19 protein-coding genes are annotated in these 24,499 nt (G+C 64.5%); 12 read left to right on the forward strand and 7 right to left on the reverse strand.

Annotated features, from left to right (window positions below; translation table 11 throughout):
- Positions 1-64 precede the first annotated feature (64 nt).
- Both RCO31_RS21770 and RCO31_RS21775 read right to left on the reverse strand, forming a co-directional pair.
- Positions 65-1,702, reverse strand: coding sequence for a cisplatin damage response ATP-dependent DNA ligase (locus tag RCO31_RS21770; protein WP_308970598.1), 1,638 nt, complete (start codon positions 1,700-1,702; stop codon positions 65-67).
- Positions 1,699-2,739 carry a ligase-associated DNA damage response exonuclease gene (locus RCO31_RS21775; RefSeq protein WP_308970657.1) on the reverse strand — a complete coding sequence of 347 codons (1,041 nt, stop codon included), beginning with the start codon at positions 2,737-2,739 and terminating at the stop codon, positions 1,699-1,701. Before RCO31_RS21775 ends, RCO31_RS21770 begins: the two co-directional genes overlap by 4 nt.
- 84 nt (positions 2,740-2,823) lie before the next feature.
- On the opposite strand from RCO31_RS21775, the gene RCO31_RS21780 reads away from it, so the two are divergent.
- The 3 genes from RCO31_RS21780 (at position 2,824) to pdeM (ending at position 7,119) form a co-directional block, all read left to right on the forward strand.
- Entirely contained in the window at positions 2,824-3,762 is a 939-nt protein-coding gene (locus tag RCO31_RS21780; RefSeq protein WP_308970599.1) for a methyltransferase domain-containing protein, read from the forward strand.
- On the forward strand, positions 3,756-6,287 hold the full coding sequence (locus RCO31_RS21785) for a ligase-associated DNA damage response DEXH box helicase (protein WP_308970600.1): 2,532 nt from the start codon (positions 3,756-3,758) through the stop codon (positions 6,285-6,287). The genes RCO31_RS21780 and RCO31_RS21785 overlap by 7 nt, the downstream gene beginning before the upstream one ends.
- A 124-nt stretch (positions 6,288-6,411) precedes the next feature.
- Positions 6,412-7,119 carry a ligase-associated DNA damage response endonuclease PdeM gene (gene pdeM, locus RCO31_RS21790; protein ID WP_308970601.1) on the forward strand — a complete coding sequence of 236 codons (708 nt, stop codon included), beginning with the start codon at positions 6,412-6,414 and terminating at the stop codon, positions 7,117-7,119.
- A 12-nt stretch (positions 7,120-7,131) separates the two neighbouring features.
- Here pdeM and RCO31_RS21795 read toward each other — a convergent pair whose 3' ends face one another.
- From RCO31_RS21795 to RCO31_RS21805, 3 genes are all read right to left on the reverse strand, one after another.
- Positions 7,132-7,914, reverse strand: coding sequence for a TIGR02186 family protein (locus RCO31_RS21795; protein ID WP_308970602.1), 783 nt, complete (start codon positions 7,912-7,914; stop codon positions 7,132-7,134).
- Positions 7,911-8,837 (reverse strand): sulfite exporter TauE/SafE family protein, encoded by a 927-nt coding sequence (locus tag RCO31_RS21800; RefSeq protein WP_308970603.1) that lies wholly within the window; start codon positions 8,835-8,837, stop codon positions 7,911-7,913. The genes RCO31_RS21795 and RCO31_RS21800 overlap by 4 nt, the downstream gene beginning before the upstream one ends.
- Positions 8,838-9,180: 343 nt before the next feature.
- Complete coding sequence (locus tag RCO31_RS21805; protein WP_308970604.1) at positions 9,181-12,408, reverse strand: hypothetical protein; 3,228 nt, start codon at positions 12,406-12,408, stop codon at positions 9,181-9,183.
- A 354-nt stretch (positions 12,409-12,762) separates the two neighbouring features.
- Here RCO31_RS21805 and RCO31_RS21810 point away from each other — a divergent pair, with 354 nt between their 5' ends.
- Genes RCO31_RS21810 through RCO31_RS21830 form a run of 5 tightly spaced genes read left to right on the forward strand, consistent with a single transcriptional unit; the run spans position 12,763 to position 19,675 of the window.
- A complete protein-coding gene (locus tag RCO31_RS21810) occupies positions 12,763-14,553 on the forward strand; it encodes an acyl-CoA dehydrogenase C-terminal domain-containing protein (protein ID WP_308970605.1) in 1,791 nt (596 codons plus the stop codon).
- Between the two features lie 3 nt (positions 14,554-14,556).
- A complete protein-coding gene (locus RCO31_RS21815; RefSeq protein ID WP_308970606.1) occupies positions 14,557-15,021 on the forward strand; it encodes a GFA family protein in 465 nt (154 codons plus the stop codon).
- 39 nt (positions 15,022-15,060) lie between these two features.
- Positions 15,061-16,218, forward strand: a complete 1,158-nt coding sequence (locus RCO31_RS21820) for an acyl-CoA dehydrogenase family protein (protein ID WP_308970607.1) — start codon at positions 15,061-15,063, stop codon at positions 16,216-16,218.
- Between the two features lie 24 nt (positions 16,219-16,242).
- A complete protein-coding gene (locus RCO31_RS21825) occupies positions 16,243-17,451 on the forward strand; it encodes an acetyl-CoA C-acetyltransferase (protein WP_308970608.1) in 1,209 nt (402 codons plus the stop codon).
- A 10-nt stretch (positions 17,452-17,461) separates the two neighbouring features.
- Positions 17,462-19,675: a 3-hydroxyacyl-CoA dehydrogenase NAD-binding domain-containing protein gene (locus RCO31_RS21830; protein ID WP_308970609.1), complete on the forward strand. Its 2,214-nt coding sequence runs from the start codon at positions 17,462-17,464 to the stop codon at positions 19,673-19,675.
- A gap of 218 nt (positions 19,676-19,893) precedes the next feature.
- Here RCO31_RS21830 and gstA read toward each other — a convergent pair whose 3' ends face one another.
- Positions 19,894-20,508, reverse strand: coding sequence for a glutathione transferase GstA (gene gstA / locus RCO31_RS21835; RefSeq protein ID WP_308970610.1), 615 nt, complete (start codon positions 20,506-20,508; stop codon positions 19,894-19,896).
- A gap of 140 nt (positions 20,509-20,648) precedes the next feature.
- On the opposite strand from gstA, the gene RCO31_RS21840 reads away from it, so the two are divergent.
- The 3 genes from RCO31_RS21840 (at position 20,649) to RCO31_RS21850 (ending at position 23,434) form a co-directional block, all read left to right on the forward strand.
- Entirely contained in the window at positions 20,649-21,128 is a 480-nt protein-coding gene (locus tag RCO31_RS21840) for a MarR family winged helix-turn-helix transcriptional regulator (RefSeq protein WP_308970611.1), read from the forward strand.
- A gap of 108 nt (positions 21,129-21,236) precedes the next feature.
- Positions 21,237-22,607: a glutamate--cysteine ligase gene (locus tag RCO31_RS21845; RefSeq protein ID WP_308970612.1), complete on the forward strand. Its 1,371-nt coding sequence runs from the start codon at positions 21,237-21,239 to the stop codon at positions 22,605-22,607.
- A 275-nt stretch (positions 22,608-22,882) separates the two neighbouring features.
- Positions 22,883-23,434 (forward strand): PAN domain-containing protein, encoded by a 552-nt coding sequence (locus RCO31_RS21850; RefSeq protein ID WP_308970613.1) that lies wholly within the window; start codon positions 22,883-22,885, stop codon positions 23,432-23,434.
- A 119-nt stretch (positions 23,435-23,553) separates the two neighbouring features.
- Here RCO31_RS21850 and RCO31_RS21855 read toward each other — a convergent pair whose 3' ends face one another.
- Positions 23,554-23,991: an MmcQ/YjbR family DNA-binding protein gene (locus tag RCO31_RS21855; RefSeq protein WP_308970614.1), complete on the reverse strand. Its 438-nt coding sequence runs from the start codon at positions 23,989-23,991 to the stop codon at positions 23,554-23,556.
- A 100-nt stretch (positions 23,992-24,091) separates the two neighbouring features.
- On the opposite strand from RCO31_RS21855, the gene RCO31_RS21860 reads away from it, so the two are divergent.
- A complete protein-coding gene (locus RCO31_RS21860; protein WP_308970615.1) occupies positions 24,092-24,448 on the forward strand; it encodes a DUF6152 family protein in 357 nt (118 codons plus the stop codon).
- Positions 24,449-24,499 lie beyond the last annotated feature (51 nt).

Raw genomic sequence — 24,499 nt, forward strand, 5'->3', positions numbered from 1 at the left:
GAAGCGCCTGCGTGACGCGGCGCATTCTAGCACAGCAGATGGGGCACGGATTCGCCTGCGTCAATCACGGGGATAGCATTTTCTCCAACGTTTCCAACCGGTCGGCCTCGCGTGGCGGCTTGTCCCAGCGCAGGCGGTTGATGCGGGGAAAGCGCATGGCGACGCCGGACTTGTGCCGCGTCGAGCGCTGCAATCCTTCAAACGCCACTTCCAGCACCAGTCCCTGGTCCGGTTCATGTACCACTTGCCGGACGGGGCCGAAGCGCTCGGTCGTGTAGCGGCGGACGAACTTGTCGATCTGGATCAGCTCCTCGTCGGTGAAGCCGAAATAGGCCTTGCCGACCGGCACCAGCTCCTCGCCGGCGTCGCCCGTGGTCCAGACGCCGAAGGTGTAGTCGGAATAGTAGGACGAGCGCTTGCCGTGGCCGCGCTGGGCATACATCAACACGGCGTCGATCACGTGCGGGTCGCGCTTCCACTTCCACCACTGGCCCTTCGGCCGTCCCGGCACATAGGCCGCGTCTCGCCGCTTCAGCATCACGCCTTCGACCGCCTCCGCGTCCTCGCCGGCATTGGCGCTTGCCGGGTCGGCGCGCGCGGCTGCGAGTTCGTCCCACGATCTGAAAGGCACCTGCACCGAAAGGTCGACACGCGGGTTGTTGAGCTTCGCGATGAAGGCTTCCAGCCGGTCGCGCCGTTCCTCGAACGGCAATTCGCGCAGGTCGTTCTCGCCGTCGCCCAAGAGGTCGTAGGCCCGCAGGTGGATCGGATAATCCTTCATCAGCTTCGGCGTCACCGACTTCCGGTTCAGCCGTTGCTGCAGTACATTGAAGGTCTGCACGCGCTTGTCGCGCAATACCAGGAGCTCGCCGTCGACCGCGCCCGGCAGATGCAGCGCCGGCAGAAGGTCGGGAAAGGCGCCGGTGATATCCTCGCCCGTCCGCGAATAGAGGCGGGTGACAATAGTGCGGTCCTCGGCGCGGCCGCTGACCGCCTGCACGCGGATGCCGTCCCACTTCCACTCGGCCGCAAAGTCGTTCGGATCGAGGTTGGCGAAATCGCTGTCCTCGATGGCGTGCGCGAGCATCACCGGGCGGAACGGTGCAGGATCATGGGTGACCGGTATCGCCGCACGGCCTTCCAGCCACGCAAACAGCTCGGCGTAAGGCGGCGCGAGACCCGGCCAGATCAGCTCGATATCGTGGGGGTCTTTGTCGCCAAGCGCCGCCGCCGCGGTCTTCGCCAGCCGGGCCGAGACGCCGATACGCAGCGCGCCGGTGACGAGCTTCAACAGCGCCCAGCGGCCGGTTTCGTCGAGTTCGTCCAGCCACTGCGCAAGTTGGGCAGGCAGCTCCTTCTTTGGAAGGCTGTCCAGCGTGGTGACGACCTCGCCAAGCGACGGTGGCGGCGGCGAGTTCGTCAATCGATCCGGGCGCGGCCACATCAGCGCCACCGTCTCCGACAGGTCGCCGACATAGTCATAGGACAGCGCAAACAGCGCCGGGTCGCTCCGCGCAACGATCAGGTCGCGGATGAGCCCCGACTTGGCATGCTTGAACGACAGCGCGCCGGTCATGGCGGCGAGCGCGTAGCCGCGGTCAGGATCGGGGGTGTCGCGGAAGTAGGCGGTGATCAGCCGCAGCTTGTTGTTGCGGCCGGGCTCATAGGAGAGACGATCGAGCAACGCGGCAAAGCGGTTCATGCCTTCGTCCCGTCGCTTGTCGGCAGTGCGGTCTCCTCGTCCTCCTCGCCGTAGCCGACCAGCGCCAGCGGCCGTGCCGTCAGGCCCTTGGTCGTGGCCCAGTGCACCAGTGCATCTTCCTGCCCGTGCGTCACCCAGATCTCATGCGCGCCGGTGGCTTCGATCGTCGCACACAGGCCATCCCAGTCGGCGTGGTCGGAGATCACCAGCGGCAGCTCGATGCCTCTCTGCCGTGCGCGGGCGCGCACGCGCATCCAGCCCGATGCGAAGGCAGCCAACGGATCGGGAAAGCGACGCGTCCAGAGATCCTGGATCGCGGTTGGCGGTGCAAGCGTGATGGTGCCGGCGAGCTCGACCTTCTTCGCGTCCCTTGCCGGCCGAAGTTCGCCAAGGGCGATACCACGGCTTTCGTAGTAGCGCGTGATCGTTTCCATTGCGCCGTGCAGATAGATCGGCGCGTCGTAGCCGGCCTGACGCAGCATCGCGATCACACGCTGCGCCTTGCCGAGCGAGTAGGCGCCAACCAGGTGCGCGCGTTCTGGAAACAGGGCGACCGAGTTCAACAGCTTGGCGATCTCCGCCTGCGGATTGCCGTGGCGGAACACCGGCAGGCCGAAGGTGGCCTCGGTGATGAACACGTCGCAAGGAACCACCTCGAACGGCGCGCAGGTCGGATCGGCCACGTCCTTGTAGTCGCCGGAGGCGACGACGCGGACGCCGCCGCAGGTCACTGAAATCTGCGCCGAGCCGAGCACATGGCCGGCCGGATGAAACTTCACCTGGCAGGTCCCGAACCTGATCTCCTCGCCATAGGTGATCGCCTGGGTCGATCCGGCGAAATCGTCGCCATAGCGCAGACGCATCATATCGAGCGTTTCCTGCGTCGCCAGCACCGCGCCGTGGCCTGCGCGTGCATGGTCGGAATGGCCGTGGGTGATCAGTGCGCGCGCCACCGGTCGCACCGGATCGATGTAGAATTCGCCTGGGCGGCAGCAGAGGCCGTGCGGCTGCGGGACGAGGATGTCTTGCGGGCGCATCGTCGTTATATAAGGCGGTGACTTCATGGGTGCGAGCTTGCCCGCCATGAAGCCAGAAAGAGTCAGGAGCTGTTTCAAGTCGTCATGCAGCCGTTTTTCGTCACCTCCGGAAACGTGACCGCGGACAGGCGCTACGAGTTCGCGCAGCAGTATTTCAGGCGTGGCGACCTCGATGCTGCCGCCGACGTGATGGCGCAGGCGGTGGAACTGGCCCCGGACTTCGCCGCCGCATGGTTCGCGCTGGGTGAGATTCACGACGCGCGCGGTCAGCGCGAGCAGGCGATCACCGCCTTCCGCAAGGCGCGCGAGCACGACGTTGAGGACCGGCACGGCGCGGCGCTGCACCTGATGCGGCTCGGCGCTGAGCAGATGGGCGCGATGCCGGAAGCCTATGTGCGCACGCTGTTCGACCAGTATGCGCCCGAGTTCAACAGGGCTCTGCTCGAGACCTTGAACTATCGCGGGCCGCGGATTGTCCGCGACGCGGTGCGCGAGGTGTTGAGGGCTGCAGGCCGCAGCGAGCAGTTTCGTCGCGCCATCGACCTCGGCTGCGGTACCGGCCTTGCCGCCCGTGCCTTCGCTCGCAGCGCAGTCGAGATCATCGGCTACGATCTCTCGCCGGGCATGGTCGGCGAAGCGCGCCAGACCGGTCTTTACGACCGGCTCGAGGTCGCCGACATGGTGAAAGCGCTGCAGGGTGAGGCGGACGGCAGCGCCGACCTGATCTTTTCCGCCGATGCCGTTGTTTATCTGGCGGATCTTGCGCCGCTGTTCTGCGAGGTCGCACGTGTTCTGTCGTCCGATGGCTTGTTCGCATGCACGCTGGAGACCCACGAGGGCGACGGGGTGATCCTCGGCGTCGGGTTGCGCTACCAGCATAACGGCGTGTATCTGCGCCAAACTCTGCAGGACGCAGGCCTCCGTGCGCTGCATCTCGCGATAATCTCGACCCGGGACGAGAGCGGGGTGCCCGTTCCGGGGATTGTCGTGGTGGCAATGCGCGCAGGACCCGATACGTGCTGACGCCCGCGCCTGAGCTGCTGCCTGACAAATTCCTCCGCTGGTTCGCGGCGCGCGGATGGTCACCGCGCGAGCACCAGCTGGCATTGCTGCAGAAGGCGCGCGCACAGCGCTCGGCCTTGCTGATCGCGCCCACCGGCGCCGGCAAGACGCTCGCCGGCTTCCTGCCGACGCTCGTGGAGTTGAGTGGCGGAGCGAGTCGCACGGCCTCCACGGGACGCGGCGTCCAGCGTTCGACCGGCCTCCACACGCTCTACATTTCGCCGCTCAAGGCGCTTGCCGTCGACATCGCCCGCAACCTCGAACGTCCGGTCGCCGAGATGCAGTTGCCGATCAAGGTCGAGACCCGCACCGGCGATACGCCGGTCTCGCGCCGGCAGCGGCAGCGGCGCTATCCGCCGGACATCCTGCTGACGACGCCGGAACAGCTGGCGCTGCTTCTGGCTTCGGCGGATGCGCCGTTCCTGTTCAAGTCGCTGAAGCGGATCGTGCTCGACGAACTGCATGCGCTCGTCACCTCCAAGCGCGGCGACCTGCTGTCGCTTGGGCTTGCGCGGCTGTTCAGGATGGCGCCGGACATCACCGCCATCGGCCTGTCGGCGACCGTCGCCGAGCCCGAGCAGCTGAGCCGCTTTCTCGTCCCCCAGACGCCGGGCGCAATCGCCAGCGCCGATCTCGTCGTCGCCACGGGCGGCGCAGCGCCGATTGTGGAGATGCTCGACACGCGCGAACGCCTGCCATGGGCAGGACACTCCGCCCGGCACGCGCTCGGCGAAATCTACGACCTGATCAAGCGGCACAAGACCTCGCTGATGTTCGTGAACACGCGCAGCCAGGCCGAGATGCTGTTTCAGGAGCTGTGGGCGATGAACGACGATGGCCTTGCCATCGCCCTGCATCACGGCTCACTCGACGTCGCGCAGCGCCGCAAGGTCGAGGACGCCATGGCGGCCGGCCGCTTGCGTGGCGTTGTGTGCACCTCCTCGCTCGATCTCGGCATCGACTGGGGCGACATCGATCTCGTCATCAATGTCGGCGCGCCGAAAGGCGCATCGCGGCTGATGCAGCGGATCGGCCGCGCCAATCACCGGCTCGACGAGCCGTCGCGGGCGATCATGGTGCCGGCGAACCGCTTCGAGGTTTTGGAGTGTCGCGTCGCCATCGACGCGATCGCCGAGAATGCACAGGACACGCCGCCGCTCCGCACCGGCTCGCTCGACGTGCTGGCGCAGCACGTGCTCGGCTGTGCCTGCGGCGAGCCTTTTCTCGCCGACGCGCTTTACGACGAGGTCCGCTCCGCCGCGCCCTACGCCGACCTGTCACGCAAGGACTTCGACGACGTGGTCGACTTCGTCGCGACCGGCGGCTATGCGCTGAAGTCCTATGAGCGCTTTGCCCGTATCCGGCAGGGGCCGGACGGCAAATGGCGGGTCACCAATCCGCGGGTGCGGCAGATGTACCGGCTCAATGTCGGCACCATCGTCGAGGAGCAGATGCTGAAGGTGCGACTGGTGCGGTCGCGGCGCGGCGGCGCGGGGTCGACCGGCGTCATCGCTCGCGGCGGGCGGGTGCTCGGTGAGATCGAGGAGTATTTCATCGAGGGACTGGTCGCGGGCGACACTTTCGTGTTCGGCGGCGAGGTCGTGCGCTACGAGGCGCTGGCGAACGACGAGGTGTACGTCTCGCGCGCCAGCGACAAGGACGCCAAGGTGCCGTCCTACGCAGGCGGCAAGTTTCCGCTGTCCACCTATCTCGCCGAGCGGGTGCGGCAGCTGCTTGCCGACAAGAGCGCCTGGAACGGCCTGCCGGAGCAGGTGCGTGAATGGCTGTCGATGCAGATCCTGCTGTCGCGCGTGCCGGGTCCGCGCGAACTGGTGGTCGAGACGTTTCCGCGCGGCGGGAAGACCTACCTCGTCTGCTACCCGTTCGAGGGCCGGCTCGCGCACCAGACGCTCGGCATGCTGGTGACGCGGCGGCTGGAGCGCGCGCGTGCGCGGCCGCTCGGCTTCGTCGCCAACGAGTATGCGCTGGCGGTGTGGGCAGTCGGCGACCTCTCGGCGATGATCCGGCAAGGCAGGCTCGACCTGGCGCAACTGTTCGCACCCGACATGCTCGGCGACGATCTCGAGGCCTGGCTCGCCGAATCGGCGCTGATGAAGCGCACCTTCCGAAACTGCGCGCTCATCTCAGGCCTCATTCCGCGCCGGTTCGCCGGCGAGGAAAAGTCGCGGCGGCAGATGCTGTTCTCGACCGACCTTGTCTACGACGTGCTGAGCAAGCATCAACCCGACCATGTGCTGCTGCGCGCGGCGCGTTCCGATGCGGCGACCGGGCTGCTCGATATCCGCCGCTTGAGCGACATGCTGGCCCGCATCCACGGGCACATCATCCACAAGGACCTGGAGCGGGTGTCGCCGCTGGCGGTGCCCGTGCTGCTCGAAATCGGCGTGGAAACGGTTTACGGCGAGGCGTCCGACGAACTGCTGGCGGAAACCGCCGAAGAGCTCGTCAGGGAGGCGATGGGTTAGTTCCATCGCGGTTTTCCGGTTCCTCCCCCTTTTTATGCGCGGATGGCTCCGTGTGCGCGGAGCACTTTTCCGTCGCGGCTTCGCGTGCGACAAGCGCCGAGACCGCAGGGGAAGGACCGATTCGATGCACGCAAGACTGGCCACTGCTGACGAGAGCCGGTCTGCGGTTGCCTTACTCGATGTCGCCGGCGTGCAGTTTGTGGCCGATGCCTCGGGCGCGCTGTTCTGGGACGCCGAGCAGCTCTTGATCGTCTCCGACCTGCACCTGGAAAAGGGCTCCAGTTTCGCGACGCGCGGCATCCTGCTGCCGCCTTACGACACTGCGGCGACGCTCGCGCGGCTGACGACCGTGATCGCGCGCTATGATCCGCGCTGCGTCATCGCGCTCGGCGACAGCTTCCATGACGCGAAGGCGCATGGGCGCCTTGCAGGCGCCGATCGCGACGCGATCGCCGCGATGCAGGCAGGGCGCGACTGGATCTGGATCGCCGGCAACCATGATCCGCTGCCGCCGGCAAGTCTGTCTGGATCGGTCGCCAGCGAAATCGCCATCGGGCCGATCTGCTTCCGGCACGAGCCGACCGGGGAAGCGGGCGAGATCGCCGGCCATCTGCATCCGAAGGCGCGGGTTGCGACCCGCGGCCGTTCGATCGAGCGGCGCTGCATTGCCTCTGACGGCGTGCGGGCGGTGATGCCGTCATTTGGCGCCTACACCGGCGGGTTGAGCATCCGCGACCGCGCATTTGCGAAAATCTTTGCGACGCTTGCCTTCACCGTGCACCTGCTCGGCGACAACCGGCTGCACGCTATGCCCGCCGCAAGGTGTTGCTAGCGGTCGTCTCGATCAATCCTTCCGGAAGATCACCGACGCGAGCCAGCCAGTGGCCATCGCCATCAGCGCCGTCGCCAGTCCGTACAACAGGCCGTTGCGGCGCGCCGCGTCGGCGACAAACTGTTCGAATCCGACCTTGACGATTTCGAATGCGGTTTGCGTGCGGGTGATCAATGCGCCGTCCGCAAACAGCTTGATGTCGATGTCGTAAGTGCCGGTCGGCACTTCGGGAGGCAACGGAATGCCGGTGCGGAACAGCGTCGGCGTCAGGAAGGTCACCGCATTCGATGCCTCGCGATAGAGGCCGTGCTGCAGGCGCAGGCGGATGAACGCGGCGCGGAACGGATCGCCCGGCACGACGTCCGCGAAATCGCCGGAAGCTACCCGCTGGGTCAGGATGATGTTGTTCAGCCCGAGCTGCTGCCGGCGCTGGAGCTCGGCGGAGGCAATCGTATTAATCGGCCGGTTGGAGAACACGGCCAGATAGCTCGGGACGTTAATGAACTCGCGCGAGTCGGCGTTGATCCAGATGCCAAGCCGCTTTTCCTTGCGTCGCGTCACCATGGTAGCCCGGGGCCCGGAGACGGTGACGACGAGGTCGTAGCTGCGATTCGGCGGCGTGTCCGCGTCGCGTTCGATCGAGCCGAACAGCACCAGCTCCTCGCCGGAGTAGTCGGGAGTGATGGTCACGCGATGGTTGGATACGGACGCGATCAACCGCTCCGCGCGGGCTTCCATGACCGGTGCGCCGGTCAGCAGGAAGGCCATGAAGGCGATCGCGACCAGGCCCTTCATGCGCCCGGCTCCAGCGCCCGGATCGTGAAGAGTTCTGTGGGGCGAATGGTGAGCTCAACCGCGAAACGGACGCCGACCGCAAGGATCAGCAGCCCGAGCAGCAGGCGCAGCTGTTCAGAGGAGATGCGCTGGCCGGCGCGGGCGCCGAACTGCGCGCCGATCACGCCGCCGACCATCAGGATCAGCGCCAGCACGGCGTCAACCAGGTGATTGGTGACGGCGTGCAGCAGCGTGGCGAAGGTCATCGTTACCAGCGTCAGCACCATCGAGGTGCCGATCACCGTGCTGGTGGGCACCCGCAGCACATAGATCAGCAGCGGCACCAGGATGAAGCCGCCGCCGATGCCCAGCACCGCTCCGACGAATCCGATGAAAATGCCGATGGCAATGACCGGGAAGATCGAGAGATAGATCTTCGATTTCTTGAAGCGCAGCTTCAGCGGCAGGCCATGCACCCAGTTGTGGGCGCCGGGCCGCCGCAACGTCGGCTGCTCGCCGCGACGGGCGCGGACGAACGCGCCGATGCTTTCCCACAGCATCGCGCCGCCGACGCCCGAGAGCAGCACCACATAGGAGAGGGCGATGGTCAGGTCGAGCTGCCCGTAGGAGCGCAAAAGGGTGAACAGCGAGACGCCCGCGATCGTTCCGAGCATGCCGCCGATCAGCAGCACAAGCGCCAGCGCCGGATCGATCGCCCGCCGCCGCCAGTAGGACAGTGCGCCCGAGAACGATGAAGCGGCGATATGGCCTGCGACCGAGGCCACGGCGACGGCCGGCGAGATGCCGATGAAGATCAGGAGCGGCGTCAACAGGAAGCCGCCGCCGATGCCGAACATGCCGGAGACGAATCCGACCGCCATCCCCATCGCGAGAATGAGGAAGATGTTCACCGGAATGTCGGCGATCGGCAAGAAGATCTGCACGGGTGTCCGTTCGGCTTGATGGGTCTTAATTACGGCTTAGGCTCAAGCCCGTGCCGATCTTTGCTTACCCAAATCGATCGCCGGAGGCGACACCGAATCTTCGCGATCTTCACGAAAACAAGGCGCCGCGCCCATGTCCGGCCGCGGCGCGTGTTAACTTTTCGACTTTTGCGAGTGGTCTAGTGTCGTGGATCAGAAATTCGCACCATCGTTGCCGCGAGTGCATCGTGCGAATTTCTGCCCCATAAACGACACTAGAATCATAAACTTGCTAGTGTCCTGATCGAATCCGAAGTTCGCTCTGAGCTCGCTGCAAAGTATGGCGAACGTCGGATCAGGGACACTAGCGCGCGGATGCGCTTTTGCCTGGCGACTTCGCGGGGCGTTTGGCGGGCGCCGCCGGTGCAGCGTCCCAGCCGCCGTTCGGGGCTGTCACGCTGATCGCGTCGTTCGGCTGTCGCTCCGGCGTGAAGGTCTGGATGGCGAGCTTGGCGGCGGCAAGCGATTGCGGGTCGAGGCGCTTGGCGACATCGTCGCGCTTGCGGGCGGCATCGGCGTCGCCCTGGGATGCGGCGAGGCTGAACCACTTGAACGACTCGGCGAGGTTCTGCTCCAGGCCGATGCCGCGGGCGTACAGGATGCCGAGATTGTACTGGCTGTCGGCGACGCCGCGCTCGGCCGCCTTCTTGAACCAATCGGCCGCGGCCTTGTAGTTCGGGCCCTTGCCGCCGCCGTCCGCGTCGAGCACGGCCAGATTGTGCATGGCCTTGGCATTGCCGCGCTCGGCCGCCTGCACGTAGTAGCGGCGGGCAGCGTCGGCGTCCTTCTTGGTGCCGAGGCCCTTTTCCAGCAAGGTGCCGAAGCGGAACATCGCCGGCACGACGCCTTTGTCGGCCGCGCGCCCGTACCACTTGATCGCTTCCTCGTAATTCACCTCCGTGCCGCGCCCCTCGGCGAAACGCGCGCCGACTTCGTAGGCGGCAGCCGGGTCGCCGGCCAGTGCCGCGGCGCGCAACTGCGGGCCCGCGACCGCGTCCGGAAGCTTGTCGTCGAGCGCGACGGCTGCGACCTCGCCCGCATGGCTCCGCAGTCCCGTCGTGCTGGACGCGCTCGTTGGCGACGCGACCGAGCCGGTGACGTCCGCCGTCCTGTCCGCGGCAGTCTCGCTGGTGGGCGCCGGCGTTGGAGCGACGGGGGCGACGAACGAATGACGCTCAACGGCGGTGGGCGATGTGAGCAGCGGCTCGGACGCTGGCGCTTCCGCCTTCGGGGGCAGCGCCGGCTCGACCGGCGGTGGCGCGGTCGAGCTCGGTGCCGCCGTTTTCTCGATCGCCTGGGCAGGCGCGCCGTTCATGTTGTCGAGAAACATGAGCGTCACCTTGAATGCGCCGATGACGATCATGACGACGCCGAAGCCGACCAGGATCGACCGGATGCGGGAGGCCTTGGCAGACGCCTCGCCGGCGGCCGCGACCTTGGCGGTCGCCTTCGCGGCGGCGCTCCTGGCGGCCTCGGTGAGCGCACTGACGCGGCTGGGCTTCTCGTGGGCCGAGGCGGCGGCCGCCTGTGCTGCCCGACGGGCCGCGGCGATGAAGGTCTCGGTCTGTGGAACGCCGTTCTCATGCAGGCCAATGTCGGTTGCGGCATTGGCGTCTGCGCGATTGCGGGCTCCACCGGGCTCCAGCGGGAAGTCCGGAGGGAGGTTCGGATCGATTGGCGTACGTTGCGCGGGCTGCTGCCAGGCGGGCGCGGCTGCCGGACGTTCATCGCGATAAAGCGCCGACGGCGGAGCAGGGGGAGTCCGCGCCTCGCTCGTCAGCGGCAGCACTGGGTTCGGCAGCTCCGGCCGGATCTCGGCGGCAGCCATCGGAGATAAATGCGGCTGCCGGCCCGCGGCAGGCTCCGATTGCACGCCGCGCAGGTCGGTCTCGATCATCGCAAGGCGATCGACCACGTGGCTCAGCGTCGAATGCATCGCTTCCAGCGTATCCTGCGTCCGCCGCTCGGTCGCCGATTGGCTGTGGCGCACGTCGGAGAGCTCGCGCTTGATCGTATCGACGATGCCGAGTGTGTCGCCGTCACCCGTCGGGGCAAAGCTCACCCGCTGATGTTCGAGCTGCCGCAGGATGTCGGACAGGCCTTCCTCGATGCGGCCGAGATTGCCTTGCGAGGGGACTTGCGAGCTTTCGAGGCGTTCGAGCAGATAGGCGATGCGCTGCTCGATATGGGCCATCGCCCCCGAGCTGTCGCCGCCCACCGAGATCCGGTCGATGCGCTCCGACAACGCATGGATCGCGCTTTCGAGCTGACTGGATTCGGATGCAGGAGCAACCGGCCGGCCTTCCATCGCTGCAGTCAGCAGGGCGATGCGCTGCTCCAGCGCGGCCAGCATGTCGTGGCCGCCGCTCTGCGCGAGATGGTCGACCTTCTCGCCGAGCGCGCGAATGTGGTCGCTCAGATGCGTGATGGCGTCGTTGGAGGCCACATTGGCCGCGATATTGCGCAGCGCGGCGATTGCGTCCTCAAGCTGCTGGACGATATTGGAATCCGGGTTGGCGCGGACCAGCACGTCGATCTTGTTGGATAGATTCTGTATGGCGCTGTCGTAGCCTTGAAGCTGCTCCGCCGGCGTCAGCGTGCGCACCGCGCCGTAGATTTCGCTCAACGCGCGCTCGATGCTGCCCAGCGTTTCCTGGTCGCCGACATTGTCGCGGCTGCGTTCGATCTTCTGGCCCAGCGCGCGAATTTCGTTTTCAAGCGACTCGATCGCCTGACGCGGCAGCGCCTCGGTGAGCGAGTGGCGGATTTCGGCCAACTCCTCGCGGAACGCCGCGATCGACTGATCGAGATGGTCCGGGCGACGCAGCGCCTCCATCTGGCTTGTGAGGTGGCTGAGCTGCCGCTCAATGTTCGAAAGGTCGACCGCGGGTGCCAGCGGCGGCGCCGGCGCGTGCATGAACGGGTTCGGCGCGGGCATGGGGGAGGCGGTGCCGTTCAGCGACTGCCGGCGCGCGGTGATCTCGGCGATCGCCGTGTCGAGGCTCGGGCTGAGCGGCGGGGAGGCGTGATAGCCAGCGCTCTGACGGATTTCCGCGGCCGCACGTTCGACGTCATAGCCTGGTGCGGCATAGCCCTGCGAAGGGTAGCCTTGCGGCGGCTGGCCCTGCGGCATGTAGCCTTCCGCCGGAGGTCGAGCCGGCCGGGAGGATTGCGTCAGGTTGCTCAGCCGCATGTCGAGGCGGGAGATCGCGTCGTTGAGCTGACTGGCGAGCCCGGTCGGCGTCGGAGCGGTCGTCATGCCCGCGCGACGCTGCGACATCTGGTTGATCTGCCGCGTAATCCCATCGAGCCGCTGGTGAATTTCCGCGAGGCTGTCGGCGGTTTGTCCGGGCATCGGCGGGGCCGCATAAGACGGCTGGACCGGCGGTGGAGCGGGCTGCTGCGCAGGCGCTGGCTGGACGACTTTCGTGTTCAGCCACTGGCCAAGCGACATGCCGGCGGGCCGGGCCGGACCGGCTGACGCCTCTGCACTTCCATTGGAAGGTCCGCTCGAAGGTCCGCGCGATTTCATGCCTGATCCGATGTCCGATGCGATTGCGTCATGCATCGCGCCTCAAGCCCCGCCCGCGCCTCCTTGAACAACCAAGCAAATTTGTGCGACAGCGGGCTGCTTTCACCACCGACTTTTCAGTGTTACGGTAAATAACTGGTTAAGAATTGTGGACGCCGGGGCCTCAAATGATTGGCGGGCCTCGCCCTTCCTCAACGTACGTGTCCGGGAGGTCACGCGCGCCGCTTTCACATGACATGTCGGCCGTCATAAAAAGCGAGCTCGCTTGTCGACGAAAGTTCTTTCAAAGTCGATTGCTGCGCAGCAAAATTGCCCCTAGTTAGACGACGGAATCGACCCCGCCGGGAGACCGTGATGCCGACCTACCGAGCCCCTGTGGAGGAAGTCAGCTTTCTCCTCAATGAGGTCTTCCAATTCGATAACTACAACAATCTGCCGGGCTTCAGTGATGCGTCGGCCGACGTCCGCGAAGCGATATTCGACGAGGCGGCGAAGTTCGCGGAGAACGTCGTTCAACCGCTGAATCGCAGCGGCGACCTCGAAGGCTGCAAACGGCACGACGACGGCCGCGTGACCACGCCGACCGGTTTCAAGGAGGCGTTCAGACAGCTTGGCGAGGGCGGGTGGCTCAGTCTCGCAGCGCCCGCGGAGTATGGCGGGCAGGGCCTGCCGATCACGCTGTCGCAGGTGGTGGGCGAGTTTCTGATCTCGTCGAACATGGCCTTCTCGATGTATTCCGGCTTGACGCAGGGCGCGATGGCGGCGTTGCTGGTGCACGGCACGCCCGAGCAGAAGAAGACGTTCGTCCCGAAGATGGTGACCGGGGAATGGGCCGGCACCATGAACTTGACCGAGCCGCATTGCGGCACGGACCTGGGACTGTTGCGCACCAAGGCGGTCAAGCAGGCGGACGGCAGCTACAAAATCACCGGCACCAAGATCTTCATCTCTGGTGGTGAGCAGGACCTGACCGAGAACATCGTGCATCTGGTGCTGGCCAGGATCGAAGGCGCGCCGGCCGGCGTGAAGGGAATTTCGTTGTTCGTAGTGCCGAAGGTGCTGATCAATGGTGACGGCTCGCTCGGCAGCCGCAACGGCGTCTCGTGCGGTTCGATCGAGCACAAGATGGGCATCCACGGCAATTCCACCTGCGTGATGAATTACGACAACGCCACCGGTTGGCTGCTCGGCGAGGAGAACAAGGGCCTCAACGCCATGTTCGTGATGATGAACGAGGCGCGGCTCGGCGTCGGCGTTCAAGGGCTCGCGCAGTCGGAGGTCGCCTATCAGAACGCAGTTGCCTATGCGAGGGAGCGGTTGCAGGGCCGCGCGATCTCCGGCGTAAAAGAAAAGGACAAGCCCGCCGATCCGATCATCGTTCATCCGGATGTGCGCCGGACGCTCCTGACCATCAAGGCGTTCAACGAGGCGGCACGCGCTTTCGTGGTGTGGACGTCGCTGAAGAGCGATGTTGCACATCGATCGGGCGACGAGAAGGAACGACAGGCCGCCGACGACCACATGGGGCTGATGACGCCGGTGCTGAAGGGTGTGCTGACCGACGTCGGCTTCGCCAATGCCGTCTCCGCCCAGCAGACGTTCGGCGGCCACGGCTACATCGCCGAGCATGGCATGGAGCAGTTCGTGCGCGACGCGCGGATCGCGATGATCTACGAGGGCGCGAACGGCATCCAGGCGCTCGACCTGGTCGGTCGCAAGCTTGGTCGCGACGGCGGGCGGGCAATCACTGCCTTCTTCGGCGAAGTGTCCAGCTTCGCAAAGGAAAATGCCGCAAACGAGGCGATGAAGCCCTACATTGTCCCGCTGTCTGCGTCGCTGCAGCACCTGCAGCAGGCAACCATGTGGCTGATGCAGAACGGACTACAGAAGCCCGATAACGCGGCTGCGGCTTCGACCGACTACATGCATCTCTTCGGCCTCGTCGTGCTCGGCTATATGTGGGCGCGGATGGTCAAGGTCGCCCTGGGCAAGCTCGCGGACGGCAGCGGCACGGACCAGCACAAGACCAAGCTGATCACCGGCAAGTTCTTCATGGAGCGGATGCTGCCGGAGACGGCGGTGCATCTGGCACGGATCCAGAGCGGCTCCGATACGACGATGGCGCTTGCCGCCGAAGCGTTCTGAGCCATGGCGAGCGCAACCAGATCTCTCACCGGTGGCTGCCAGTGCGGCGCGGTCCGTTATGAATGGCTGCAGAGGCCGGACTTCTCCAGCGTCTGCTATTGCCGCATGTGTCAGAAAGCGAGCGGCCAACCTTTCATGGGGCTTACCGGCGGCAAGTGCGAGCATCTGCGCTGGATCAGGGGCGCGCCGTCGATGTTCAAGAGCTCGAACGTGGCGGAGCGCGGCTTCTGCAGAGAATGCGGGACGCCTCTCACCTACGCGTTCGCGGGCACCGGCAACGTCAGCGTGACTATCAACAGTCTCGACGACCCCGAAGCGATGCCGCCGACCCTGCAGTTCGGTATCGAGGGAAAGGTCTCATGGATGCATCGCTTGCACGAATTGCCGACTGAGACGGCGGATGAATGGTTGAAGAAGAACGGTGTGGTGGTTCAAAGCAACCAGCATCCTGACAAAACAGGCGCCTGATCCGCTTTCGCGCCGACGACCAGGGAAGGAAACAGATCGATGGAATCGCTGTCCGTTCCGCCGCCTTCATGGATGACCGAAGACCTGACGCTACTGCAGGAGCAGACGCGCAAGTTTCTTGCGGGCGAGCTCGTGCCGCATCTCGAAGAGTGGCACGAAAAGGGGATCATGGACCGTTCGGCCTGGACCAAGCTGGGCGAGGCCGGCCTCCTGTGTGCGGGCATCCCGGAAGAGTACGGCGGCGCCGGTGGCACGTTTGCCCACGAGACGATCATCAACCGCGAATTTGCGCTCGCCGGCCTCGATTCGATCGGAGCGCCGCTGCATTCGGGCATCGTCGCGCCCTACATCCTCAATTACGGCACGGAAGAGCAAAAGAAGAAGTGGCTGCCGCGGTTGGCGACCGGCGAGCTGGTCGGCGCCATCGCCATGAGCGAGCCGGGCGCGGGTTCTGACCTGCAGAGCGTCCGCACAACCGCAGCAAAGTCGGGCAACGGCTACGTGCTGAACGGCTCCAAGACCTTCATCACCAACGGCCAGCATGCCAACCTGATCATCGTCGTTGCCAAGACCGATCCCAGCCAGGGCGCCAAGGGCACGTCGTTGTTGGTGGTCGAGACCGAGGAGACGCCTGGATTCCGTCGCGGCCGCAAGCTTAAGAAGCTCGGCATGGATTGGGCCGATACCTCGGAGCTGTTCTTCGACGACGCCAAGCTGCCGGCGGAGGCGCTGCTGGGCGCCGAGGAAGGACAGGGCTTCGTGCAGTTGATGCGCGACCTGCCGCAGGAGCGGATGATCGTCGCCACCAGCGCCGTCGGCATGATCGAGCGCGCGCTTGCACTGACCATCGACTATGTCAAGCAACGCAAGGCCTTCGGCAAGGCGATCGCGGAATACCAGAACACGCAATTCGAGCTTGCGGAGTGCAAGACCGAGGCGACCATTGGCCGTGTCTTCCACGACCACTGCATCGAGCGTCACTTGAAGCGCGAGCTCGACACGACGACAGCCTCGATGGCGAAGTACTGGCTCAGCGACCTGCAGAACAAGATCGTCGACCGCTGCCTGCAGCTGTTCGGCGGCTACGGCTTTATGGACGAGTACCCGATTTCGCGCATGTACCGCGACGCACGCGTACAGCGCATCTACGCCGGCACCAACGAAATCATGAAAGTGGTCATTGCCCGCAGCCTCTGACGTTGCGGCACAAGGAGAAGTCCAATGGCTGATGCATTCATCTACGATCACGTGCGCACGCCGCGCGGGCGCGGCAAAGCCGACGGCTCGCTGCATGAAGTGACTGCGCTGGCGCTGGCGGCGACGCCGCTGAAGGCGTTGAAGGAGCGCAACAATCTCAATGTCGGCGATGTCGACGACGTGGTTTTGGGCTGTGTTGATCCGGTCGGCGAGGCAGGCGGCGACATCGCGCGCATGGCCGCGCTCAGCGCAGGCTATGGCAACACGGTGCCGGGCGTGCAGATCAACCGCTTCTGCGCCTCAGGGCTCGATGCGGTGAATTTCGCCGCGGCGCAGGTGATGTCGGGGCAGCATTCGCTGACGATCGGCGGCGGCGCCGAGTCGATGAGCCGGGTCGGCATGCTGTCGTCGGGCGCTGCCTGGCCGATGGATCCCTCGATCGCGGTACCGTCCTACTTCATGCCCCAGGGCATTTCCGCCGACCTGATCGCTACCAAGTACGGCTTCTCGCGTGACGATGTCGATGCGTACGCTGTCGAAAGTCAGAATCGCGCGGCAAAATCGTGGAGCGAAGGTTACTTCAAAAATTCCGTCATACCGGTGAAGGACATCAACGGGCTGACGATCCTCGACAAGGACGAGCATATGCGCCCCGGCACGACCATGCAGTCGTTGGCGCAACTGCAGCCTTCGTTCATTCAGATCGGCGAAATGGGCGGCTTCGACGCCGTCGCCGTGCAGGACTATCCGGAGGTCGAGAGCGTCCAGCACGTCCATCACGCCGGCAACTCGTCCGGCATCGTCGATGGCGCGGCGGCCGTGCTGATCGGCTCGAAGGAGGCCGGCGCGAAAGCGGGCATGAAGCCGCGCGCGAAGATCCGCGCATTTGCCAATATCGGTTCCGAGCCCGGGATCATGCTGACCGGACCGGTCGACGTGACGAAGAAAGTGCTCGAACGCTCCGGCATGACGCTTCAAGACATCGATCTGTTCGAGCTGAACGAGGCATTCGCGTCCGTCGTGCTGCGCTATCAGCAGGCGTTCGACATCGACAGTTCAAAAATCAACGTCAATGGCGGCGCCATCGCGCTCGGTCATCCGCTCGGTGCGACCGGTGCGATGATCCTCGGCACGGTCCTCGACGAACTGGAGCGCCGCAAACTGACGACCGCGCTGGTCACGCTGTGCATCGGCGGCGGCATGGGCACGGCGACGATCATCGAGCGGGTGTGAGGCAGAGCAAATGAGCTACAAAAACTTCAAGCTTGAGACCGACGCCGACGGCATCGCGCTCGTCACCTGGGACAATCCCGGCAAGTCGATGAACGTCTTCGATCAGAGCGTGATGGACGATCTCGACAGGATCGTTACCGACACAACCACCGACGCAAATGTGAAAGGCGTCGTCATCACCTCGGGCAAGGACGCGTTTTCCGGCGGCGCCGACCTGACGATGCTGGATTCGATGCGCACGGTGTTCGCAGACTTGCTGAAGAGCAAGGGCAAGGAGGCTGCGACCGAGGCGCTGTACAAGGAGGCGGGCCGGCTGTCGCTGATCTTCCGCCGGATCGAGACGAGCGGCAAGCCGTGGATCGCCGCCATCAACGGCCTTGCGGTCGGCGGCGCGTTCGAACTGACACTCGCCTGCCACTATCGCGTCGCCTCCGACAATCCGAAGACGCGTCTCGGCCTGCCGGAAATCCAGGTCGGCCTGTTTCCGGGTGCGGGTGGCACCCAGCGTCTGGCACGGATGTTGCCGCCGACCGATGCGTTGACCATCATGCTGAAGGGCGAGCAGCTTAAGCTTGATCGTGCAAAATCGCTCAAGCTGATCGACGCCATCGTGCCCGCAGCCGACCTGATCAAGTCTGCGAAGGATTGGATCAAGGGCGGCGGCAAGGCTGTCGCGCCATGGGATGAGAAGGGCTTCAAGCTGCCGATGCCGGTCTATTCGAAGGCGGGTATGATGACGTTCCCGGCGGCGAACGCACTTTACCGCAAGGAGACCTACGACAATTATCCGGCGGCGCGTGCGATCATGCAAAGCGTGTATGAGGGCCTGCAACTGCCCATGGATGCGGCGTTGCGTGTCGAGACGCGCTATTTCACGCATATCCTGCAGACGAAGGAAGCCGCGGCGATGATCCGCAGCCTGTTCGTGTCGATGCAGGAGCTGAACAAGGGGGCACGGCGACCGCAGAATGTGCCGCCGACGAAAGTCAAGAAGCTCGGCGTCATTGGCGCCGGCTTCATGGGGGCGAGCATCGGCTTCGTCTCGGCACAGGCCGGCATCGAGGTGGTGCTGATTGACCGCGATCAGGCCAGCGCCGACAAGGGCAAGGCGCACGCGAAAAACGTGATCGACGCCAACATCGCCCGTGGCCGCGCGACCGAAGCGGAGCGCGACGCAGTGCTGTCGCGTATTACCGCGACTGCAGACTATGCCGCGATCGAGGATTGCGACCTGATCATCGAAGCGGTGTTTGAAGATCGCAAGGTGAAGGCCGAGACCTTTGCCAAGGCGCAGCCGCTGCTGAAGCAGGGCGCGATCTTCGCGTCCAACACCTCGACGCTGCCGATCAACTCGCTGGCGGAGGAGTGGAAGGATCAGTCGAAGTTCATCGGCATCCATTTCTTCTCGCCGGTCGAGAAGATGATGCTGGTGGAGATCATCGTCGGCAAGAACACCGGTGACGTGGCGCTCGCGACCGCGCTCGATTATGTGCGGCAGATCAGGAAGACGCCCATCGTCGTCAACGACTCGCGTGGCTTCTTCGCGAACCGATGCGTGCTGCGTTTCACCGCAGAAGGGCTCGAGATGCTGAAGGAAGGCGTGCCGCCGGCGATGATCGAGAACACGGCGCGGATGGCCGGGATGCCGGTCGGGCCGCTGTCGCTATCCGACGAAGTGGCGCTCGATCTGGTTCTCAAGATCATGAAGGCCACGGAAGCAGACCTCGGCCCGAACGCGATCGATCAGGAGCAGAAGAAGCTTCTGGTCGAAATGGTCGAAAAGCAGGGCCGTTTCGGCCGCAAGAACGGCAAGGGTTTCTACGACTATCCGGAAAAGGGCAAGGGCAAGAAGCTGCTGTGGCCGGGCGTGTCCTCGCTCCAGCCGAAGCATCTCGACGCCGATGAACTCGATGTCGAGGAGCTGAAGCAGCGATTCCTCGTGGTGCAGGCGGTCGAGGCCGCGCGCACTGTGGAGGATCACGTCATCACCGATCCACGCGAGGCGGACGTGGGCTCGATCTTAGGCTTCGGCTTCGCGCCCTTTACCGGCGGGACGCTGTCCTACATCGACTTCATGGGCCCGAAGAACTTCGTTGCGCTCTGCCACAAGCTGGAAGCGAAATACGGCTCACGTTTCACGCCGCCGAAGCTGCTCGAAGAGATGGCTGCGAAAGGCGAAACCTTCTACAGCCGCTTCGCCCCGAAGAAAGCTGCGGCGGCGTAGGCCGACGGTCGTTCATCCGTCATTGCGAGCGAAGCGAAGCAATCCAGTCTGAATCTGCCACAGATGCCGCTCTGGATCGCTTCGTCGCCCCATAGGCGAGCGAAGCGATGCCGTTCTTCGAACGGCTATGGGACGAGCGAAGCGACGCCGTTCTTCGAACGGCTACGGGGCGAGCGTGGCGACGCCGTTCTTCGAACGACTATGCCTCGCAATGACGGTTACGCCGCCTTGATCAGGCCTTCCGCGAGCATCGCTTCCTTCACCTTCGGCCGGGCGCCGACGCGGTCGAAGTAAGCCTTCAGGTTCGGATACTGGGCGAGGTCGAACTTCAAGCCGATTGCCCAGCGCAGCATGGTGAACAGATAGCCGTCCGCGACGGTGAACTGGCTGCCCATCAGATAGTCTCTGCCCGCGAGCTTGCCGTCGATATAGCTGAACGTCTTACCGATCTTGTCGCGGAAGATAGTCTTCGCTTCCTCCGGCATGGTGGGGTTGAAGAGCGGGCTGAAGGACTTGTGCAGTTCGCTCGTCAGCAGATTGAGCCACTCCTGCAATTGATAACGTTCGATCGTTCCGTTGGCCGGAGCGAGCTTCGCGTTCGGCGCCTGATCGGCGATGTATTGCACGATCGCAGGGCCTTCGGTCAGCACGCCGCCACCATCGAGGCTGAGCACCGGCACCTGTCCCTTCGGGCTCACCTTGAGATAGTCGTCGCCGGCTTCCGTTTTCTTGTCCCGCAAATTCACCTTCACATAGTCCGCCGGCAGGCCCGCTTCTGCGAGCGCGATATGTGGCGACAGCGAACAGGCGCCGGGAGCATAGTAGAGTTTCATGGGCGATTTCCCTCTCGTTGCGATACGGCTTGCACAAGGGTGCGGACATATTATATGCAGTTGCATACAGTTGGCGCGTGCGCCGGCTTTGTCAAGCAGGCAATGGCGCCGCCGCCCTGCAACGAGATGTGAACCGTCATATGAAGCGCAAGCCGTCGGCAGAAGCGACCGCCGCCTGGATCCGCCTGGTGCGCATCCAGTCGCAGGTGCTGGGCGCGGTCGAGCAGGACTTGAAGAAGGCCGGTTTTCCACCGCTGTCATGGTATGATGCGTTGCTTGAGCTGTCGCGTGCGCCGTGCGGTGCGTTGCGACCGGTCGAGCTCGAGAAGCAGATGCTGTTGCCGCAATACGGCCTGTCGCGGTTGATCGACCGGCTTGTCGACAATGGGCTCGTTGCGCGCAAGGTCTGTGAGGTTGACAAGCGCGGCCTGGTTGTCGAGATCACAGAAAAGGGGCGCGAGTTGCAAAAGAAAATGTGGAATTCGTATTCGGCTGCGATCGAGCGACACATCGGTTCGAAGATTTCCGACGCCGATGCCGTAAAGCTGTCAGCGCTGCTGGATCAGCTCGGCGTGTCGTGCGATGCTGCGACAGCGTCCGTTCGAGCGAAGTCCGCCTGATCGCGATGCGCATGCGACATCTTGTTGCCACGCGCGGATCCGCGTTCTGGCGTTGCTCAACCCGGCCCCGCGTCTGTAAGGTCGCGCTGCTTCCAACTCGAGTTCTTCATGGCGCGTGATCAGATCGATATGACCCCGCTCACGTCGCGCGACGAACTCGTCGCGTGGGTCGCTGCGGGCGAGAAGCCGAAGGATCAGTTCCGTATCGGCACCGAGCATGAGAAGACGCCCTTCCGCCTTTCTGACCATTGTCCCGTCCCGTATGAGGGACCGCGCGGTATCGGTGCTCTGCTGAACGGCATGCAGCACCTGCTCGGCTGGGAGCCGATCATGGAGCGCGGCAACATCATTGGTCTCTACGACGTGACCGGTGGCGGTGCCATCTCGCTCGAACCGGGCGGACAGTTCGAACTCTCCGGTGCGCCGCTCGAGACGGTGCATCAGACCCGCGCTGAGCTGGTCGCGCATCTCGCACAGGTGCGTGAGATTGCGACGCCGCTCGGCATCGGCTTTCTCGGTCTCGGCATGGCGCCGTCGTGGTCGCGCGCACAGATTCCGATGATGCCAAAGGGCCGCTACCGGATCATGACCAATTACATGCCGAAGGTCGGTCACCTCGGCATAGACATGATGTACCGGACCTGCACGGTGCAGACCAATCTCGACTTCTCGTCCGAAGCCGACATGGTGAAGAAGCTGCGCGTCAGCCTCGCGCTGCAGCCGGTTGGCACGGCGCTGTTTGCGAATTCTCCCTTCACCGAAGGCAAGCCGAACGGCTTCCTGTCGTTCCGCTCCGAAATCTGGCGCGATACGGATAATGCCCGCGCCGGCATGCTGCCGTGGGCGTTCGAGGACGGCATGGGCTACGAGCGCTACGTCGATTATGCGCTCGACGTGCCGATGTATTTCATCAAGCGCGGCGATGAGTATATCGACGTCGCCGGCTCCTCGTTTCGCGATCTGTTCGCCGGAAAGCATCCTGCGGTGCCAGGCGAGCGCGCGACGTTGTCCGATTGGGCCAATCACGTCTCGACGATTTTCCCCGAAGTGCGGCTGAAGCGTTATCTGGAGATGCGCGGCTCCGACAGCGGACCATGGGAGCGGCTTCCGGCGCTGCCGGCGTTCTGGGTTGGCTTGCTCTACGACGACTCGAGCCTCGATGCCGCATGGCAGATGGTGAAGGGTTGGAGCGCGGCCGAGCGCCAGCAAGCGCGTGACGACGTACCGCGCCTTGGCTTGAAGGCGAAGGTCGGCGGCCGTACGCTTCTTGACGTTGCCACCGATTGTCTTGCGCTGGCGCGCGCGGGCTTGAAGCGCCGCAATCTGCTCGACCGTGAGGGGCGGGACGAAACGCGACATCTGCAGCCGCTGGAAGAGATCGTCGCCACGAGACAGACGCCGGCCGAACATCTGCTCGCCAGATTCCATGGGCCCTGGAACGGCTCGGTCGAGCCGGCCTATCGCGAAAACGTGTTCTAGCGCAATCCGATTTGACGTTTCGGCACGGCTTGCCGCGTACAAGGAACATCAAATCGAAACAGCGATATCGGAATCAGCCGCTGCACGGCGCCGTGTGTCCGCTGGCATCCTTTGGTTCGTGTCGGCGCCTCGCCGTATCGTGAACTTCGTAAACCAAGCACTAGCGTAGAGACACTTTTACGATTTATGATTGTTCATCGACCATACAGGTCGGGTGGCGCTTTGATGGCGAACATTGGGTCACGGGCGGTGGCCAATCGCTGGAAAACGTCTGGATGGCTCGAGGCTTCGTTGTAATCCTCCTTGCGCTGTTGGCGGTCGTCGTTTTCGACCCAACGCCAGCGCATGCGCAGACGAATTTCGACCGGCCTGGCGGCGATTACCAGCAACTGGCTGTCCCGTCGGGTGATCCTGCCGCGTGCGCGCTGCTGTGCGAGCGCGATCGCCGTTGCCGGGCCTGGTCGTTCAGCTACCCGAAGGAAGGCGACGGGGCCGACAACGCGTCATGCTGGCTGAAGAATACCGTCCCGCCCCGGGTTGAAGCCGTGAACAGCGTTTCGGGAGTGCGTGGGGCCGGCGTGATCGAACGACGCAACAGCGCTATGGAAACCTCGATCGACCGGTTTGGCGGGGACTATCGCAGCTTCGCAATGGCCACCGACGCATCGGGGGAAGCCTGCCGTGCCGCCTGCGAAAGCGATCCGAAATGTCGCGCCTGGACCTATGCGCGTCCAGGATATGCGAGCCGAAGTGCGCGCTGCTTCCTCAAGAGCAGCATCACGCCGCCGCGTCGCCGGCCCGGCTTGATATCCGGCGTGATCAGGTAACGCCGCCAGCTCCTCTCGTCGCTATCCCCGCGCGTGCGCGGGCCATCGCATATGGCCACGTCCTCGGCCTGTCGCTCCTTGGGGACGGCGCGCTGAGCCGTTGCGATCTCTGAAATGCGTCAGCTCCGAATTCGACGAAGCTGGCGACGTCCTTTGCGCGCGTTGTTTTTCGTGACCGGTCGCGGCTTCGCCGTTGCCGGCGTCTCGCTATAAGTCGCCTGAAGCTTCTTCGGCGCGATCTGTCGCCAGCGGCGCCACAGCAGCGCTTCGACTGTTTCCGGATCAGCCTTGGAGAGGCGCATCAGCACGCAACGCGAGTTACGGTAATGGTCGGTGATGTAGAAGACCTCCCCTCGCGTTTCCATGAGCATGTCGCGCTCGTCGAAATCAATGCCGCCGATCAGGATGCTGTCGCCGTCCTCCTTGACCCAGGTAAAGAACTTTCCGTTCACCTTTAGCGAAGGTCGTCCGTAGGAGCTTGAGAGCTCGACGCCGGGCCAGCCGAGCAGCATTTTCTCGACCGACGGATAGGTCATTCCGACTTTGCGCTTGGGCATTCCTGACTTCCGCTGCGGCGATAAGGCCCGCTCGTGGACAGGCGAACCTTATCCTGATCTGAGGGTTATGAGGTAGGATAGCGCGCCACCGGAGGGGTCCATGCGACGCTTCATTTTACCTGCCGCCGTCATCGCCGGAGTTTCGGGGCTGGCCGCGGCCGCCTTCGCCCATCACGGCTGGGGCAGCTACGATGCCGCCAATCCGGTCACGGTCGCGGGGCCGATCCAGACGCTGAAGTTCGAAAACCCCCATGCCGAGATCACCGTCAAGGGCGCCGACAAGGTCTGGACCGTGACGCTTGCGCCGACGTCCCGGATGGTGGCGCGGGGAGCATCAGCCGATGTCGTCGCCGTCGGCAAGGAAGTCTCGGCTTACGGTTATCCCTCGACCGCCCAGCGGAATGAAATGCGCGCCGAGCGCGTCACAGTGGACGGCAAGATCTACGAATTGCGCTAGGCATGTCCCAGAAGCGTAGGCGCCGGTCGTGTCAGCTTCATGCCCCGGGTG

This window comes from Bradyrhizobium sp. LHD-71 (assembly GCF_031157255.1).
GTDB lineage: Bacteria > Pseudomonadota > Alphaproteobacteria > Rhizobiales > Xanthobacteraceae > P52-10.